The sequence below is a fragment of the Streptomyces sp. NPDC050263 genome (genome assembly GCF_040655955.1).
In the GTDB taxonomy this organism is placed as follows: Bacteria; Actinomycetota; Actinomycetes; order Streptomycetales; family Streptomycetaceae; genus Streptomyces.
In genome coordinates this window covers 13,650-28,034 of record NZ_JBFAKW010000001.1, presented here as the reverse complement: position 1 = coordinate 28,034, position 14,385 = coordinate 13,650, and the positions used below count along the sequence as shown (strand labels likewise).

The following is a 14,385-nucleotide window of genomic DNA, read 5'->3' as shown; positions in this document are numbered from 1 at the left end:
CTCGGCAACCGCGACCGGCTCGGACTCCGGCTCCGCCGTCGCCTCGGGCTCGGCGTCGCCAGCGGTCTCGGCCGCCGTTTCCGGCGTGGGCTGCTCCGCCTCGGGCTCCGCCGTCTCCGTGACCGGCTCGGTCTCGGGCTCGGCGACCTCGGTCACCGCTTCGGGCCTGGGCTGCTTGGACTCCGCCGTCTCTGCGGTTGCCTCCGAGGCCGAGGCTTCCGCCTCGGGCTCCTCAGCCGTCGTCTCAGCGGCCTCGGACACCGTTTCCGGCGCGGGCTCCTCGGCCTCGGCCGCAGCTGTCGGCTCGGGCTCCGCATCGGCGTCCGCCGTCGGCTCCTCGGCGTGGGCGGCCTCCGGTGTCGGCTGCTCGGCGTGGGCCTCCGCCGAGGGCTCCTCAGCGGTCGGCTCGGCCTCGGCGTCCGCCGTCGGTTTCACCTCGGCCTCGGCCGCAGCTGTCGGCTCGGGCTCCGCATCGGCGTCCGCTGTCGGCTGCTCGGCGTGGGCGGCCTCCGGTGTCGGCTGCTCGGCGTGGGCCTCCGCCGAGGGCTCCTCGGACGTCGGCTCGGCCTCGGCGTCCGCCGTCGGTTTCACCTCGGCCTCGGCCGCAGCTGTCGGCTCGGGCTCCGCATCGGCGTCCGCCGTCGGCTCCTCGGCGTGGGCGGCCTCCGGTGTCGGCTGCTCGGCGTGGGCCTCCGCCGAGGGCTCCTCAGCGGTCGGCTCGGCCTCGGCTGCCTCGGCCGCAACGGCTGCCTCGGCCTCCGCCTTGGCCGCCACGGCCTCCTCGGCCTCAGTGGGAGCGGCTGCCTCGGCCTCAGCCGCAGGCTGATCGTTCGTCCCCCCGCTCTCCTCCGACCTCGTCGGCTTCGGGACCGAGACGTTGTCGAAGGCTGCCGCGACGAGGTCGTGTTCGTCGTCGGTTGCCGGGCGGGGTTCCGGGACCTGGGCGGTCGGGGTGGGCTTCGGGGTGGGTTCGGGGGAGGGGGACGGGACCGTCGGTTCCGGCTTCGGCGCCGGAGTGGGCGCGGTCGACTCGTGGTCCCGCTCCTCGGGGGCGGCGGTTCGTTCCTGCGAAGGAACCTGTTCCGCACCCTCTGCCTCGGCGGAACGCCCCTTCCGGGACCTGCCGAACGCGTTCCGCAGGAGAGTGAGAATGCCCATATGCGCAACCCTTCGCATGAGTTGATGCCCGTAAATCCCTGGCCAGGACGGACACGTAAGGTTAGCGGCCCTGGGTGGTGATCTTGGGCAGGGGTGAGTGTGGGGAACCCAGGTGTGTCAATACCGCCTCCCCGCCCCCTCCGCGCAAGCCCAACACCCTTGTGGCTGCGTGGGATTCACCCTTCGTTCACCCTGCGGCAGCGCCTCCGCACATACGTGCCCCTACCGTCACGCTCACACCAAGGGCATGCAAGGGGAGATTAAAGGTGCGCAAGCTTCTGCCGTTGATCGGAACGCCGTCCCAGTCCCATCCCGGCGGTCGCTCCGCCATGACCTGCCGTTTCCGGTGTGGTGACGCCTGTTTCCACGAGGTGCCCAACACCAGCGACAACGAGTACGTCGGTGACGTCATCGCCGGGGCCATCGGCCGCCGGACGATGATGCGCGCCGCCGCCGTCGTCACCGTCGCGGCCGCCGCCGGGACCGCCGGTGCGCTGCCGGTCGCGGCCGCCCCGGCGAAGACCTCCGGGAAACCCGCAGGCAGCGCGGCCCGCGGGCTGCGCTACAGCTCCGTCGCTGCGAACACCCTCGACGCCGTCACCGTCCCGGAGGGGTACGGGCAGAACGTCGTCATCCGCTGGGGCGAGCCCATCCTGCGCGGCGCGCCCGCCTTCGACCCGGAGAACCAGACCGCCGCCGCCCAGGCCGGTCAGTTCGGGTACAACAACGACTTCCTGGCGCTGCTGCCCCTGCCGGGCGAGTGCGACCGGCAGCTGCTCGTCGCCAACCACGAGTACACCGACGAGATCCTCATGTTCCGCGGCTACGACGCCGCCAACCCGACCCGGCAGCAGGTCGAGGTCGCCTGGGCGGCCCATGGGCTGGCCGCCGTCGTCGTCGAGGAGGACCGTAGGACCGGGAAGCTGACCGCCGTTCCCCGGCACCGCCTCAACCGGCGGGTCACCGCGACCACCGAGTTCCGGCTGACCGGGCCCGCCGCCGGGTCCGACCTGGTCAAGACCTCCGTCGACCCGACCGGTCGCAAGGTCTTCGGCACGCTCAACAACTGCTCCGGCGGGACGACCCCCTGGGGCACCACGCTGCACGGCGAGGAGAACTTCAACCAGTACTTCGCCAACAGCAGCCGGGCCACCGACAAGCGTTACGGGATCGGGACCGGGGCCACCGAGCGCAAGTGGGAGAGGTTCGACAAGCGGTTCGACGTCGCCCAGGAGCCGAACGAGGTGCACCGATTCGGGTATGTCGTGGAATTCGATCCCTACGACCCGACCTCGACGCCCCGCAAGCACACCGCGCTCGGGCGGTTCAAGCACGAGGCCGCGACCGTGCGGATGACCTCCGACGGGCGGCCGGTCGTCTACTCCGGTGACGACGAGCGGTTCGACTACTTCTACAAGTTCGTCGGCAGCAAGCGCATGAAGAAGGGGTCGAGCCGGGCGGTGCGCGAGCACAACCTGTCGCTGCTCGACGAGGGCACCCTCTACGTCGCCAGGCTGACCGGCGACTCCCCCGCCATCGAGATCGACGGCGCCGGCAAGCTGCCCGCCGACGGCGAGTTCGACGGCAGCGGTCAGTGGATCCCGATCGCCACCGCCACCGCCAAGGGCGCCGTCTCGCACGTCGAGGGCATGACCGCGGACGAGGTCTTCGTCTTCACACGGCTGGCCGGCGACAAGGTGGGCGCCACCAAGATGGACCGGCCCGAGGACATCGAGCCGTCCCCCGTCAGCGGCAAGGTGTACGTCGCGCTGACCAACAACACCAACCGCGGCGTCGGCGCGAACGCCAAGGCCGACGAGGCCAACCCGCGCAACGCCAACAAGCACGGGCACGTCCTGGAGCTGACCGAGGCGCGCAACCGTCCCGAGAGCACGGCCTTCGCCTGGTCGCTGTTCCTCGTCGCCGGTGACCCCGACGACCCGGCGACCTACTTCGCGGGCTTCCCGAAGGACGACGTCAGCCCGATCTCCTGCCCGGACAACGTGGCCTTCGACCCGTACGGCAACCTGTGGATCTCCACCGACGGCGCTCAGCTCGGCTCGCACGACGGGCTCTTCGGCGTGGCCACCACCGGTCCGCGGCGCGGTGAGCTCAAGCAGTTCCTGACCGTGCCGAAGGGCGCGGAGACCTGCGGTCCGCTCATCCAGGACCGCCGGGTCCTCGTCGCCGTGCAGCACCCGGGCGAGATCGACGGCGCGACCGTCGACAAGCCGGCCAGCGCCTGGCCGGACGGCGCGGGCAAGCACGTCCGCCCGGCCGTCGTGGCGGTGTGGCGCAAGGACGGCCAGGACATCGGTCGTTAGGGTCCTCCCCCTCCGTCGGCGGTTCGGCTCCGTGCCTCACTCGGATCCGGGCCGCCGTCCCGGGCCGCCGTCCCGGGCCCTCAGCCCTGGTGGAGGGTGATGTTCACGAGCAGGGCTCGGTGGTCGGTGCCGGCGAGGCGGAGGAAGCGGGCGTCGCTCGCCGCGAACTGCTTCGAGACGAGGACGTGGTCGATCTGCGCGCCGAAGGCGGGCGTGGTGCGGCTCGGCCAGCTGGGCTCGCGGTCGTCACCGGCGAGCCGGGCCGCGTCGCGCAGCCCGGTGTGGAGGATGCGGCGGAAGACGGCGTGGTCCTGGGAGGCGTTGAAGTCCCCGGCGAGGATGAGCGGACCGTCGTCCCGACGGGCGGCGGCGAAGTCGCGCAGCCGCCCCAGCTCCCGCTTCCACACGGTGACCTGGCCGGGCAGCGGCGGCTTGGGATGCGCGAGCTGGAGCCGGACGGCCTGTCCGTCGACGTCGGCGACCGCCCCCGGCATCCCCATCTCGCCGGGGATCGTCCCGGCGGCCGTGAGCGGAAACCGGCTGAGGATGATCGACCCGACGGAGCTGTCGCCGGGGACGGCCTGCCGGTAGGGGTACGCGTCCCCGAGCTGTCTGCGTACCGCCGCCTGGCAGGTGTACTCGCACTCCTGAACGAACACGATGTCCGGCTGCTCGCGCCGGACCACCGGGATCAGGGCGTCGGTCGCCCACCCGAACTCGACGTTGGACGTCAGCACCCGCAGCCGCGCGAGGGCCGGTCCCCCGGGTTCGTCGCCGGTCCCGTACGGCTCGACGGACCAGGCGAGCAGTCCGAGGACGACGACTCCCCAGAGCAGCCCGGTCCACCAGCGGGCGAGCATCGTGACGAGGATCCCGGCGCCGGTGGGCACGATCAGCCACGGCAGGAAGGCCAGCAGCTGCGGCACGGGCGTGACGCCGTCGGCATCGGCGACCCGACACCCGACGACCACACTCACCCCGGCCAGCAGCAGCCCCGCACACCAGGCGCCGAGGAGCCGCACGCGTGTCGAACGCATCCCGGCCAGGCTACGCCTCGATCTTCGCCAGGAAGTTCTCCAGCACCTCGTTGAACTCCGCCGCCCGCTCCAGGTTCGGCAGGTGGGCCGCGCGGGCGACGACATGGAGTTCGGAGTCGGGGAGCGCCGTGTGCAGCGCCTCCGCGTCCGACACCGGGGTGTACTCGTCGTCCTCGCCGACCACGACCAGCGCGGGCACGGCGACCCGGGTCAACAGGGGGCGGTAGTCGGGGCGTTCGGCGCGCCCGCGCAGGGCTGCCGCGGCGCCCTCGGGGGAGGTGGCCGTCATCATGCGGTGGACGTGCGCCTTGACGGCCGGGTCGGCGTACGGGGCGACCATCTTCTCCAGCACCTCGTCGGCGTAGCCGCGCATGCCCTCCGCCAGCAGCCGGTCGGCCGTCTCGTTGCGGGCCAGCCGGCCGCCGGGGGTCTCCGGCGCGGCGAAGGTGTCGGCGAGGACCAGGCCCCGGACGCGGTCGGGGAACTGCCGGTAGCAGTCCATCGCGATCTGGCCGCCCATGGAGAGGCCGGCCAGCACGAAGGTCTCCACCTTCAGTTCGTCCAGCAGGGACGCGATGTCCTGGGCGAAGTCGGAGAGCAGCGTGATGCCGGGGACCGCCGGGGAGGTTCCGTAGCCGCGCAGGTCCGGGGCGATCACCCGGCGGTCGGGCGAGAACGCCTCGATCTGCGGGGTCCACATCGTGTGGTCGAAGGGGTGGCCGTGGACGAGGACAAGGGGAAGCGCCATGTGATCGACGGTAGGGCGGCCCAAATCCTCGGTGCAATAAGATCTTTGCCCTCGGTGCAATCCCGGAGAGAATCAGGCCGAGAGAATCAGGCCGGAGAGAGACCCGGAGAGAGTCACCGGAGAGAGGAGGGCGGGAAGGTGGGTGACTTCCGGTCCATCGCCGATCGCATCGCCGAGGACATCGCCGTCGGGCGGCTGCGTCCAGGTCAACGGCTGCCTCCGCAACGGTGGTTCGCGCGGCGGCACCGCATCGCGCCCTCGACGGCCGGCCGGGTCTACGGCGAACTCGTGCGGCGCGGGCTGGTGGTGGGCGAGGTGGGCCGGGGGACCTTCGTGCGGGCCGCGCCGGGCGTCGCGCAGGGCCGCGCGCTCATCGAGTCGGCCACCGCCGCGTCCGTCAACCTGGAGCTCAACTACCCTGCCGTGCCCGGCCAGTCCGAGCTGCTCGCGCCCTCCCTCGCGCCGCTGCTGCGGGCCGACGCGCTGACGGAGGCGATGCGTCCGGGCGCCGCCGACGGGACCGCGGCCGCCCGCGAGGCCGCCGCCGACCTCCTCGCCCTCCCCGGCTGGCGGCCGGACCCCGCCCGGCTCCTCTTCGCCGGCAACGCCCGGCAGGCCATCGCCGCCGCTCTCGCCTCCCTGGTCCGGCCGGGCGGCCGGGTCGGGGTGGAGGAGCTGACGTATCCGCTGGTCAAGGAGATCGCGGCACGGTTGGGGCTGGTGCTCGTGCCGCTCCCCGGTGACGCGGAAGGCGTGCGGGCGGACGCGCTCGCCGCCGTCCACCGCGCCGCTCCCCTCTCCGCCCTCTACCTCCAGCCGACCCTGCACAACCCGACCTCCGCGACCATGAGCGAGCGGCGGCGGCGCGAACTCGGGCGGCTGGTCGTCGAGTCGGGGCTGCCCGTCGTCGAGGACCGCATCTGGTCGTTCCTCCACCCGGACGCCGTTCCGCTCGCCGTGCACGCCCCCGGGCTGACGCATGTCGTCGACGGGCTGTCCAAGCGGGTCGCGCCCGGGCTGACCGTCGGTCTTCTCGTCGTGCCCGAGCAGCGGGTGGAGGCGGTGGGGGCCGCGGTGCGGTCCGGTGGGTGGAGCGCGGGGCGGTTCGCGGTGGAGGCGGCCGTGCGGTGGACGGGGGACGGGGTGGTGCGGCGGCTCGTGGAGGAGAAGCGGGCGGATGTCGCCCGGCGGCAGGCGATCCTCGCCGAGCACCTCGTCGAGCCCGCCGCGGGGTTCACCGTACGGACCGATCCGCGCGCCTATTTCGCCTGGTGGGAGCTGCCCGCGCCGTGGCGGGCGGACACCTTCACGGCCGCTGCCGCCGCGCACGGCATCGCCGTCACCCCGGGCACCGCCTTCGCCGTCGACCCGCACCGCACGCCGGACGCGGTCAGGCTCGGACTCGCGTCGGCTCCGCCTCCGGAGCTTGCGCGGGCGCTGCGGACGCTCGCCGGCGTCGCAGCAGCCGGACCAGCGGAGAGCCGGGTCGGCTGAGCCAGGTCGCCGCCGCCACCGTCAGGCCCACCGCGAGCAGCAGCCAGGAGGCCGTGCGCAGGGTGGCGGTGAGGGCGTCGTAGACCGCGCCCGCGGCCGGGCGGTGGGCGGCCTCGGGGAGGTCGGCGAGGGTCAGTCGGCGGCCGACGGCGACCGCGAGGCCCAGGAACGCGCCGCCCAGCGCCGTGCCGAGGGCGGTCGCGGTGATCGCCCGGCGGCGGCAGGCCGCCACCGCGATCCCGGCCACCGCGAACACGACGGCCGTCAGGGGAAGCCAGAAACCGGCTACGTCCACCACGGAAAAGCCCTTCCGGAGTGCGGCCAGGTCGTCGGACGGGAGCAGCGCCACCTGCGTGTGCTCGACCGGGATGCGTGTCGCGAACGGCACGTGATCGACCGTCAGCTGGTGCCTGAGCGGGGCGGTGACGGTCGCCAGGTCCACGGTGACCGGCCGGTGGCCGCCCCGGCGGTCGCGCAGCGCGTGCATCACCGCCGTGTGCGCGGCCTCGTTGCCCGCGTTCCATGCGCTGCGGTAGGCACGGGTGGCGGTGAACGAGCGGACCGCGTCGCGCAGGAAGACCGGGTTCAGCCCGGACTCACGCGCGACCCCGTCACCCACCGTGTCCGCGACGGCGTCCCGCACGGCCGGATCGGAGGCGAGCGGCGCCATCGTCGTCACATAGCCGCGGGTGTCCGTGAGGCCGTACGCCGCCCAGGCCGCGAGCGCGCCGAACGGCGCGAACAGGCAGGACAGCGCGATGAGGGCGGCCGAGAGGGCGGTCCGCAGGCTTCGGGACACGCCTCAAGGCAACGGGGTCGGGGCGGGGTGCGCGAGCCGATCGGGGCCGTACGGGTGGCGCTCCGTGACATGTTCCGGTGGAGGGTTCGCCCGAACGGGTGTTTCCTGGTTCTGGGGCGAAGACCTCGTCGGACGGCTGGGAGTGATCCCGGTCGGCCGGTGAGTGGAGGGATGAGGGAACGCACGGGCCCCGGCGTACAACGCCGGGGCCCGTGTGACGGGAGTCAGCGGATGCGGTGTCCTTCCGCGTCCTCGTGCGTGTAGTAGCGGTAGAACAGCGTGGCCAGGGTGGCCGCCGAGACCGCCAGCGCCATGCCCGTGGAACGCAGGACGGACGCGCCGGTCTGGCTGTACAGGAAGCCGAAGGCGCAGCCGGTGAAGGCCGTCCACAGCACGGCGTGCACTTCGCGCCGCATGCGGGGGGCCAGGGCGTGGATGCCCAGGTAGAGCGCCGCGAACGCGAACGCGCTCACGAAGCCGAGCAGGAGGTTCCAGCCGGTGATCGGGCCGCCGGAGCGGTTGTTGGCCGCGACCCAGTAGCCGTAGACGAGCCCGAGTACCACGGCCGTCGACCGCTGGGCGTTCTGGTGGAACCGTTCGCTGAAGACATCGGGTGTCCGTGGCCGCGCGAACGAGTTCCGCGTGGCCGGCACTCCCGACGTGGGCGCCGTATGAGCCATGGGAGCACTCCTCTCCTCGTCCCCGCCTCCCTCCAGGGCACACCTGGGGAGGGGCGGTGGCAAGTCGGGTGACGGGTTCGCGTGGGACCGGTTCCCGGATGCGGGCGGTGCCGGGCCGTGTTTCGCCCGTCCCATGGGCCGTCGTCCGCGGTCTGCTGTCCGTGCCGGCCGCGTCGGTCCGGGTGCGCGCCGAGCCGCCCCAGCCCGGCGGCAGCGGGCGCAGCACCGTGGGGGAGTGCCGTCCCGCACGAAGGCGACCAGTCGGCCCGGTTCGGCACCCTGCGCATCGCGGGCGAGGGGGCGCCCCCAGCGGCGCTGCGGGGGGCGTCTCGACGACGACACGACCGTCTTCGCCGTCCGGCGTTCGCAGGCCTGAGACCTCCCTTTGCAGCAGCAGCGGTTACCGTGCTGACGTACGTGATCGACAGGGGAGGGGACCATGACCGGAACCGTGCTGGTGCTCGCGGCCTCGCCCATGGGCAAGGGACGTCTGGTGGACGCGGCCTCCGTGCTCCCCGTGCTGGCGGCCGTGCCGCCCTCCGTGCTGGCCGGCACCGACACCGCGAACGTCGTCGAACTCGCCGATCCGCTGGAGCCGCAGGCCGTGCTGACACGGCTGCGGGCCGCGGCGGGGGCGCCCGGGCCGCTGACCCTGTTCGTCGCCGGGCAGCTGCAGCTCGACCGGCGTCAGCGGCTGCCGCATCTCGCGTTGGCGCGTACGACGCCGTCGACCGTGCGGTACACGGCGTTGCCGTGGCACTGGCTGCGGGAGGAGTTGCGGTTGCGGGCGGCCGGGTCCACGACGGTGGTGCTCGATCTGCACGCGGACGCCGAGGTCTGGGAGTGGCTGCGGGGGAACGCGCTGGAGTGCGGGCCCGGGGTCGCCGTGTACGGGCGGGTCGCGCCTCCCCCCGCGGGGCGGCGGGGGGTCGCGGCGCCGTCCTATATGAAGGCGGTCGCGACGATACTGCGGAGCGGGGAGCGGCCGGAGATCTCGCGGCTGCATCAGGCTGCGCTCGCTCGACTTGCCGGGGAGGGGGAGACGGCGGACCTGGTGCTGTCCGCCCCCGCCCCCGCCGCCCCTTCTCTCCCCGTCCAGAAGCTGGACGGGGATCCCCATACCGCCATTTCCGGCGCCGTCCAGGCCGGGCGGCATGCCGAGGCCGACTCTCTGGCCGCTCGTTGGGAGCAGGCCGCCGTGGTCGCCCATGGGCGGGGGTCCGAGGAGGCGCTGCACTGGGCCGAGGTCCGGGCGGATCTGGCGATGTTCGCCGGGGACGCCGAGCGGAGTTGCCGGACGTGGATGGCCGTCGCCGCCGTCCGGCTGGAGGTGGGGCAGCCGGTCGACGCGCCTGCCGTGGAGGCGGCCGTGGACCGGGCGCACCATCAGTGGGGGCGGATCGGCAGCGCGGCCCGAGCCCGTGAGCTGGGGCCGGCGCTCGCCGAGTTGCGTGGCAGGGTGCCCGGTCGGCGCGAGGGCGCCCTGGACCACGTCCAGCAGCAGTTGCGGCAGCTGAGCGCGCGTTAGGACGGGTCCTCGACGTCGGAAGCCGCACCCCGTCGGGCTTGCTGGGCCCGCTGGGCCCGCCGGGCCTTCAGGGCGGCCCGTGCCGCGGCGACCTCCCGGTCGATCTGCTCCCTCAGCAGGCGGATCCGGGCCTCCCGCTCCGCACCGGTCAGCCCGGTGAGGCCCAGCCTGGCATCACGTTCCTCCTGGGACACGGCGACCTCCTCTCCCCCTCCCGAGACCCTAACGGCGCTCCGTCGTCTCGTGCTGTGAGGTCGGAGCGGTGTCGTCGGTGGCGGTGGCTCTGGCCGGGCCCGCGTTGGCGGCGGTGATCAGGGCCGTGACAGCCAGGAGCGCTGCGGCGACGGCTCTGACGTAGGGCGCAGAAGGGCGTGCGGAAGGGCGTGCGGCTGTGCGTCCGGGCACGGCTACCTCGCAACGTCGGCGACGGCGATACTCACGTCAGCAAGCTATTAAGCGTGCTTAACTCGCTGTTTAACCTAGGGGCTGAGATAGTCCAACGGCAAGAGGCGCAGGGGGAGTTGGGGGAGTCGGGCGTGGGAGAGCGGGACGAACCGGAGGTCGTCGGCCGCCGGGTGCAGCGGTTGCGCGTCGAGCGGGGCCTGACACAGCGGCAGTTGGCCGAGCCGACCTACACCCCTGCCTATGTGTCCACGCTGGAGGCGGGCCGGGTACGGCCCTCCGACGAGGCGCTCAAGCACATCGCCGAACGGCTCGGCGTCGACTTCGAGGAGCTGGCGACCGGCCGGCCCGCCCGGCTCGTCACCGACCTGCGGCTGCGTCTCACCGAGGCCCAGCGGGCGCTGGCCACCGGGGAGGCCGAGGAGGCGGCCCGGCAGTACACCGAGCTGCTCGCGGAGGCGGAGCAGCACGGCCTGGCCGAGGAGCAGGCCACCGCCCTGCTCGGGCTCGGCGAGTGCGGGATCGAGGCCGGCGACCTGGACACGGCCCGCCACTGCTTCGAGCGCGCCGAGGCCGCACTCGCCGACGCCCCGCTCACCGTCCGCGTCCCCGCGCTGCGCGGCCGCGCCGTCTCCCACTACCTCGCCGGTGAACTCCGGTACGCCGTCTATCTGCTGGAGTCCACCCTCGACGAGCTCAACCGGGGCGGACTGCACGACCCGGACGCGCTGCTGCTGCTCTACGCCTCCGTCATCGGCCCGTACATGGACTTGGGCGCGGCGGCCCGTGCCGCACAGGCCGCCGAGTTCGCGCTCGCCCTCGCGCCCCAGGTCGGCGACCCCGCGCTGGTCGCTCGTATGCACCGTTCCGTGGCCCGCACCCTCCTCGCCGAAGGCCGCCTGGCCGAGGCGGACGCCTCGCTGGCCAAGGCCGCCGAGCTCTACCGCCAGCTCCAGCTGCGCACCGAGCTCGCCAACTGCCACTGGATGCGCGGCTACGTCTACGCGCAGAACGGCGAACTGGAGCGCGCCGAGAACGAGTTGAAGCACGCCCAGGCCATGCTCTCGGCCCGGCGTGCCGCCCTCTACAGCAGCCAGGTCGCCGTCGAACTGGCCGACGTGCTGCACCGCAGGGGCAAGTCCGACGAGGCCGCCGCCCTGCTGCACGACGTCCTCGGGGACCTCTCCCCCGAGCGCGGCGCCGTGCACTCCGCGGGCGCGCACCGGCTGCTCGGCATCATCGCCGAGGACGCCCGCGACACCGAGGCCGCCGAGGAGCACTACGTGCGCGCCCTCAGCCTCCTGGAGCGCGCGGGCGCGGCCGGCGACCTCGCCGACCTGTGCCGTCTGCTGGGCGACCTGCTGCGGCGCACCGGCCGCGTCGAAGCCGCCCTGGACGCCTACCGCACCGGCCTCGGCCACCGCACCGCCCCCGGCACGACCACCCTGGGCCCGGCCCCGGCACAACCGCCCCTCTAGCACCTCGGCCCTGTAGCACCTCGGCCCTGTAGCACCTCGGCCCTCTAGCACCTCGCCCCTCTAGCACCTCGGCCCTGTAGCACCTCCGTCCCGCACACAGGCCGCTCTTCGCCGAACCAGGGGTGACCCACAGCCGCTCTCGCTAACTTCCGCGAGGTGTACGACCAACGGACTGTCGCCGACGGCCTGCGGCTCGCCGTGCGCGCGTCCGTGTACGCGGTGCTGGGCGGCGCCGCGCTGCTCGCCATCGCGACCGTCGTGTCCGTCCTCGGACCGATGCTCGCGCTCGACCTCTACACCCCGCCGGTGGCCGCCTGGTGGACGGTCTTCACCGCGATCGCCGTCCAGGGCGTGCCGTTCCTCCTCCTCGGGACGGTCGTGTCGGCGGCGATCGGCGCGTTCGTCCCGGAGCGGGTGTTCCGCCGGCTCCTGCCGCGCAACCCGGCGCTCGCGGTGCCGGTCGCGGGGGTCGCCGGGGCGGTGCTGCCCGGCTGCGAGTGCGCGTCCGTGCCGGTGGCCGGGAGCCTGATGCGGCGCGGGGTCGCCCCGGCGGCCGCCCTCGCCTTCCTGCTCTCCGCGCCCGCGATCAACCCGGTCGTGCTCGTCGCGACCTCCATCGCCTTCCCCGGCCGGCCGGGGATGGTCCTGGCCCGGCTGCTCGCCTCGCTCGGCACGGCCGTGGTGATGGGCTGGCTGTGGGCGAGGTTCGGCAAGGAGAAGTGGCTGCGGCTGCCGAAGCCACGGACCGCCGCCGGGCCGGAGGCTCGATCCACGGGCCCCCGCGCCTTCCTCACCGGCCTTCAGCACGACTTCCTCCACGCCGGCGGCTTCCTGGTGCTGGGCGCGGCGGCCGCGGCGACCTTCAACATCGCCGTCCCGCGCTCGGTGCTGGACCTCTTCACCGGGTCCCCGTGGCTCGCGGTGCCGCTGTTGGCGCTGCTGGCCGTCGTGCTGTGCGTGTGCAGCGAGGCCGACGCCTTCGTCGCGGCCTCCCTGAGCGCCTTCCCGCCCACCGCCCGGCTGGCGTTCATGGTCGTCGGCCCGATGGTCGACCTGAAGCTCATCGCCCTCCAGGCGGGCACCTTCGGCCGGTCCTTCGCCGTCCGGTTCGCGTCGGCGACCTGGGTGGTCGCCCTGACCGCGAGCGTCCTCGTCGGGTGGTGGCTGCTGTGAAGCGGTACGGACCGGCGGCACTGCTCCTCCTCACGGGCGGGGCGGTCCTGCGGATCACTCTCACCAGCGACCTGTACCTGCGGTACGTACAGGCGGGCCTGCGGCCGTATCTGATCCTGTCCGGGACGGCGCTGGTCCTGCTGGGCCTGGTGACGGCGGCCCTGCGCCACCGCACACCGGACGAGCACGAGGACCAGGTCGAGGAGGACGCCGGTCACGAGGGGCACTCGCACGGCCCCGCCGGCCCCCGGGTCGCCTGGCTGCTCACCCTCCCCGCGCTCGCCCTCCTCCTCTTCCCGCCCCCCGCCCTCGGCTCCTACAGCGCGGGCCGCGAGGCCGCCCAGCGGGCCGCGCAGGGCGTCGGCGCCTTCCCGGCGCTCCCGGCGGGGAATCCGCTGACGCTCACCGTCGGCGAGTTCAGCTCACGCGCGATCTACGACAGCGGACGCTCGCTGAAGGGCCGTACGGTCAGCCTGACCGGCTTCGTCACGCACGGCGACGACGGCGCCTGGTACGTCACCCGCCTCACCGTCACCTGCTGCGCCGCCGACGCGACCACCGGCAAGGTCGAGATCAGGAACGCGGACGACGACGTCCTGCCCGCCGACACCTGGGTCACCGTCACCGGCACCTGGCTGCCGAAGGGCGAGCTCGGCTCCGACGAGGCCTGGCCGCCGCTGCTGACCGCGACGACGGTCAACCAGGTGAAACAGCCGTCGGACCCCTACGAAAAGCCGTAGCGGCGGCCGTTCCCCAGTTCCTGATACCCGCTTCAGACCTGCACGCGCCCCTGCTTCCGGACGTCCGCGAGTCGCCGTACGCCGAGTTGCACGGCGGCCTGGGTGGCCGCGTTCGGGGCGTCGCCCAGACCGCCGTTGGTGAGGGCGAAGGCGTCCTCGCCGGCCCGGACGGCGGCGACGTCCAGGGTGAGGGTCGTCGGGTCGCCGCCGTTCTCCTCGGCGGTCGCCCAGACCGTCATGCTGACCCGCAGGCCCTGGCGGACGTCGCCGACCTCCGGCAGCGGCAGCTCGGAGACCTGCACGTCCAGCACGGTGTCGCCGGTCGCCTTGGCCGTGAACCGGGCGCACTTCTCGGGCATCGTCTTCAGCCAGGCCAGCTTGCGGTCGACGTCCGCCGGGCGGTTGCCGGTGAGCTGGTAGCGGAGCTGGGCGCCGGCGTCGGGGTCGTCGAGTGCGACGACCGCGCGGGCGGGGCCGCCGAGCAGTTCGTCGGCGTACAGGTCGTCGAGGAGCTTCTGGCAGTCGGCGGTGGGGGCGGTCGCCTTGAGCATCCCGTCCCGCCAGGTGGCCGCGCCCTGCGTGGGGGTCCAGGGCGCGCCGAGGTCGGTCTCGGTGATGAGAGCGGCCTGCGCCTGCGCCTCGGTGAGCCCCGGCGCGGTGGCCGGCGCGGCCGGCTTGGCCGAGGACCGCACGACGGTGGGCGTGGCGGGTGCGGCGGTCGGCGGGTGCTCGAGACCGAGCGTGGCGCAGCCGGTGAGGGCCGTGACGGCGGTGAGGAGCAGAGCGGAGGAGCCCAGAAGGGTGCGACGGCTCATCGGGGGATG

12 protein-coding genes and 1 pseudogene are annotated in these 14,385 nt (G+C 73.7%); 6 read left to right on the top strand and 7 right to left on the bottom strand.

From position 1 onward, the window contains the following. Positions 1-1,158, bottom strand: a pseudogene (locus tag AB0J04_RS00150) (Toxic cation resistance protein); the annotation flags it as partial. A 266-nt stretch (positions 1,159-1,424) separates the two neighbouring features. Here AB0J04_RS00150 and AB0J04_RS00145 point away from each other — a divergent pair. Then, a complete protein-coding gene (locus tag AB0J04_RS00145) occupies positions 1,425-3,482 on the top strand; it encodes a PhoX family protein (protein ID WP_363166079.1) in 2,058 nt (685 codons plus the stop codon). 80 nt (positions 3,483-3,562) lie between these two features. On the opposite strand, the gene AB0J04_RS00140 is transcribed toward AB0J04_RS00145, so the two are convergent. Then, positions 3,563-4,519 carry an endonuclease/exonuclease/phosphatase family protein gene (locus tag AB0J04_RS00140; protein ID WP_363166078.1) on the bottom strand — a complete coding sequence of 319 codons (957 nt, stop codon included), beginning with the start codon at positions 4,517-4,519 and terminating at the stop codon, positions 3,563-3,565. Positions 4,520-4,529: 10 nt separating this feature from the next. Further along, on the bottom strand, positions 4,530-5,267 hold the full coding sequence (locus tag AB0J04_RS00135) for an alpha/beta hydrolase (protein WP_363166077.1): 738 nt from the start codon (positions 5,265-5,267) through the stop codon (positions 4,530-4,532). 138 nt (positions 5,268-5,405) lie between these two features. On the opposite strand from AB0J04_RS00135, the gene AB0J04_RS00130 reads away from it, so the two are divergent. Next, positions 5,406-6,761, top strand: coding sequence for a PLP-dependent aminotransferase family protein (locus AB0J04_RS00130; protein ID WP_363166076.1), 1,356 nt, complete (start codon positions 5,406-5,408; stop codon positions 6,759-6,761). Here the strand turns inward: AB0J04_RS00130 and AB0J04_RS00125 are convergent. Together AB0J04_RS00125 and AB0J04_RS00120 are read right to left on the bottom strand one after the other, a co-directional pair. Then, entirely contained in the window at positions 6,658-7,560 is a 903-nt protein-coding gene (locus tag AB0J04_RS00125) for a hypothetical protein (protein ID WP_363166075.1), read from the bottom strand. The two genes, AB0J04_RS00130 and AB0J04_RS00125, sit on opposite strands and share 104 nt — an antisense overlap. A 224-nt stretch (positions 7,561-7,784) precedes the next feature. Continuing rightward, positions 7,785-8,240 (bottom strand): hypothetical protein, encoded by a 456-nt coding sequence (locus AB0J04_RS00120; RefSeq protein WP_363166073.1) that lies wholly within the window; start codon positions 8,238-8,240, stop codon positions 7,785-7,787. Positions 8,241-8,679: 439 nt separating this feature from the next. Between AB0J04_RS00120 and AB0J04_RS00115 the strand changes: the two genes are divergently transcribed. After that, positions 8,680-9,768: a hypothetical protein gene (locus tag AB0J04_RS00115; protein WP_363166072.1), complete on the top strand. Its 1,089-nt coding sequence runs from the start codon at positions 8,680-8,682 to the stop codon at positions 9,766-9,768. On the opposite strand, the gene AB0J04_RS00110 is transcribed toward AB0J04_RS00115, so the two are convergent. Continuing rightward, entirely contained in the window at positions 9,765-9,962 is a 198-nt protein-coding gene (locus AB0J04_RS00110; protein WP_363166071.1) for a hypothetical protein, read from the bottom strand. The genes AB0J04_RS00115 and AB0J04_RS00110 overlap by 4 nt on opposite strands. A gap of 342 nt (positions 9,963-10,304) precedes the next feature. Here AB0J04_RS00110 and AB0J04_RS00105 point away from each other — a divergent pair, with 342 nt between their 5' ends. The 3 genes from AB0J04_RS00105 to AB0J04_RS00095 all read left to right on the top strand — a co-directional run bounded on the left by AB0J04_RS00105 (position 10,305) and on the right by AB0J04_RS00095 (position 13,561). Further along, the gene (locus AB0J04_RS00105) at positions 10,305-11,648 is read left to right on the top strand and encodes a helix-turn-helix domain-containing protein (RefSeq protein ID WP_363166070.1); all 1,344 of its coding nucleotides are present in this window, start codon (positions 10,305-10,307) and stop codon (positions 11,646-11,648) included. 156 nt (positions 11,649-11,804) lie between these two features. Further along, positions 11,805-12,821 carry a permease gene (locus AB0J04_RS00100; RefSeq protein ID WP_363166069.1) on the top strand — a complete coding sequence of 339 codons (1,017 nt, stop codon included), beginning with the start codon at positions 11,805-11,807 and terminating at the stop codon, positions 12,819-12,821. Continuing rightward, positions 12,818-13,561 carry a TIGR03943 family protein gene (locus AB0J04_RS00095; protein WP_363166068.1) on the top strand — a complete coding sequence of 248 codons (744 nt, stop codon included), beginning with the start codon at positions 12,818-12,820 and terminating at the stop codon, positions 13,559-13,561. The genes AB0J04_RS00100 and AB0J04_RS00095 overlap by 4 nt, the downstream gene beginning before the upstream one ends. A gap of 32 nt (positions 13,562-13,593) precedes the next feature. Here AB0J04_RS00095 and AB0J04_RS00090 read toward each other — a convergent pair whose 3' ends face one another. Next, positions 13,594-14,376 (bottom strand): hypothetical protein, encoded by a 783-nt coding sequence (locus AB0J04_RS00090; RefSeq protein ID WP_363166067.1) that lies wholly within the window; start codon positions 14,374-14,376, stop codon positions 13,594-13,596. Positions 14,377-14,385 lie beyond the last annotated feature (9 nt).

Bases quoted from the DNA above. Each gene is read 5' to 3' on its own strand.
- AB0J04_RS00140 (WP_363166078.1), bottom strand. From the start codon at position 4,519: ATGCGTTCGACACGCGTGCGGCTCCTCGGCGCCTGGTGTGCGGGGCTG.
- AB0J04_RS00115 (WP_363166072.1), top strand. From the start codon at position 8,680: ATGACCGGAACCGTGCTGGTGCTCGCGGCCTCGCCCATGGGCAAGGGA.
- AB0J04_RS00090 (WP_363166067.1), bottom strand. From the start codon at position 14,376: ATGAGCCGTCGCACCCTTCTGGGCTCCTCCGCTCTGCTCCTCACCGCC.
- AB0J04_RS00120 (WP_363166073.1), bottom strand. From the start codon at position 8,240: ATGGCTCATACGGCGCCCACGTCGGGAGTGCCGGCCACGCGGAACTCG.
- AB0J04_RS00135 (WP_363166077.1), bottom strand. From the start codon at position 5,267: ATGGCGCTTCCCCTTGTCCTCGTCCACGGCCACCCCTTCGACCACACG.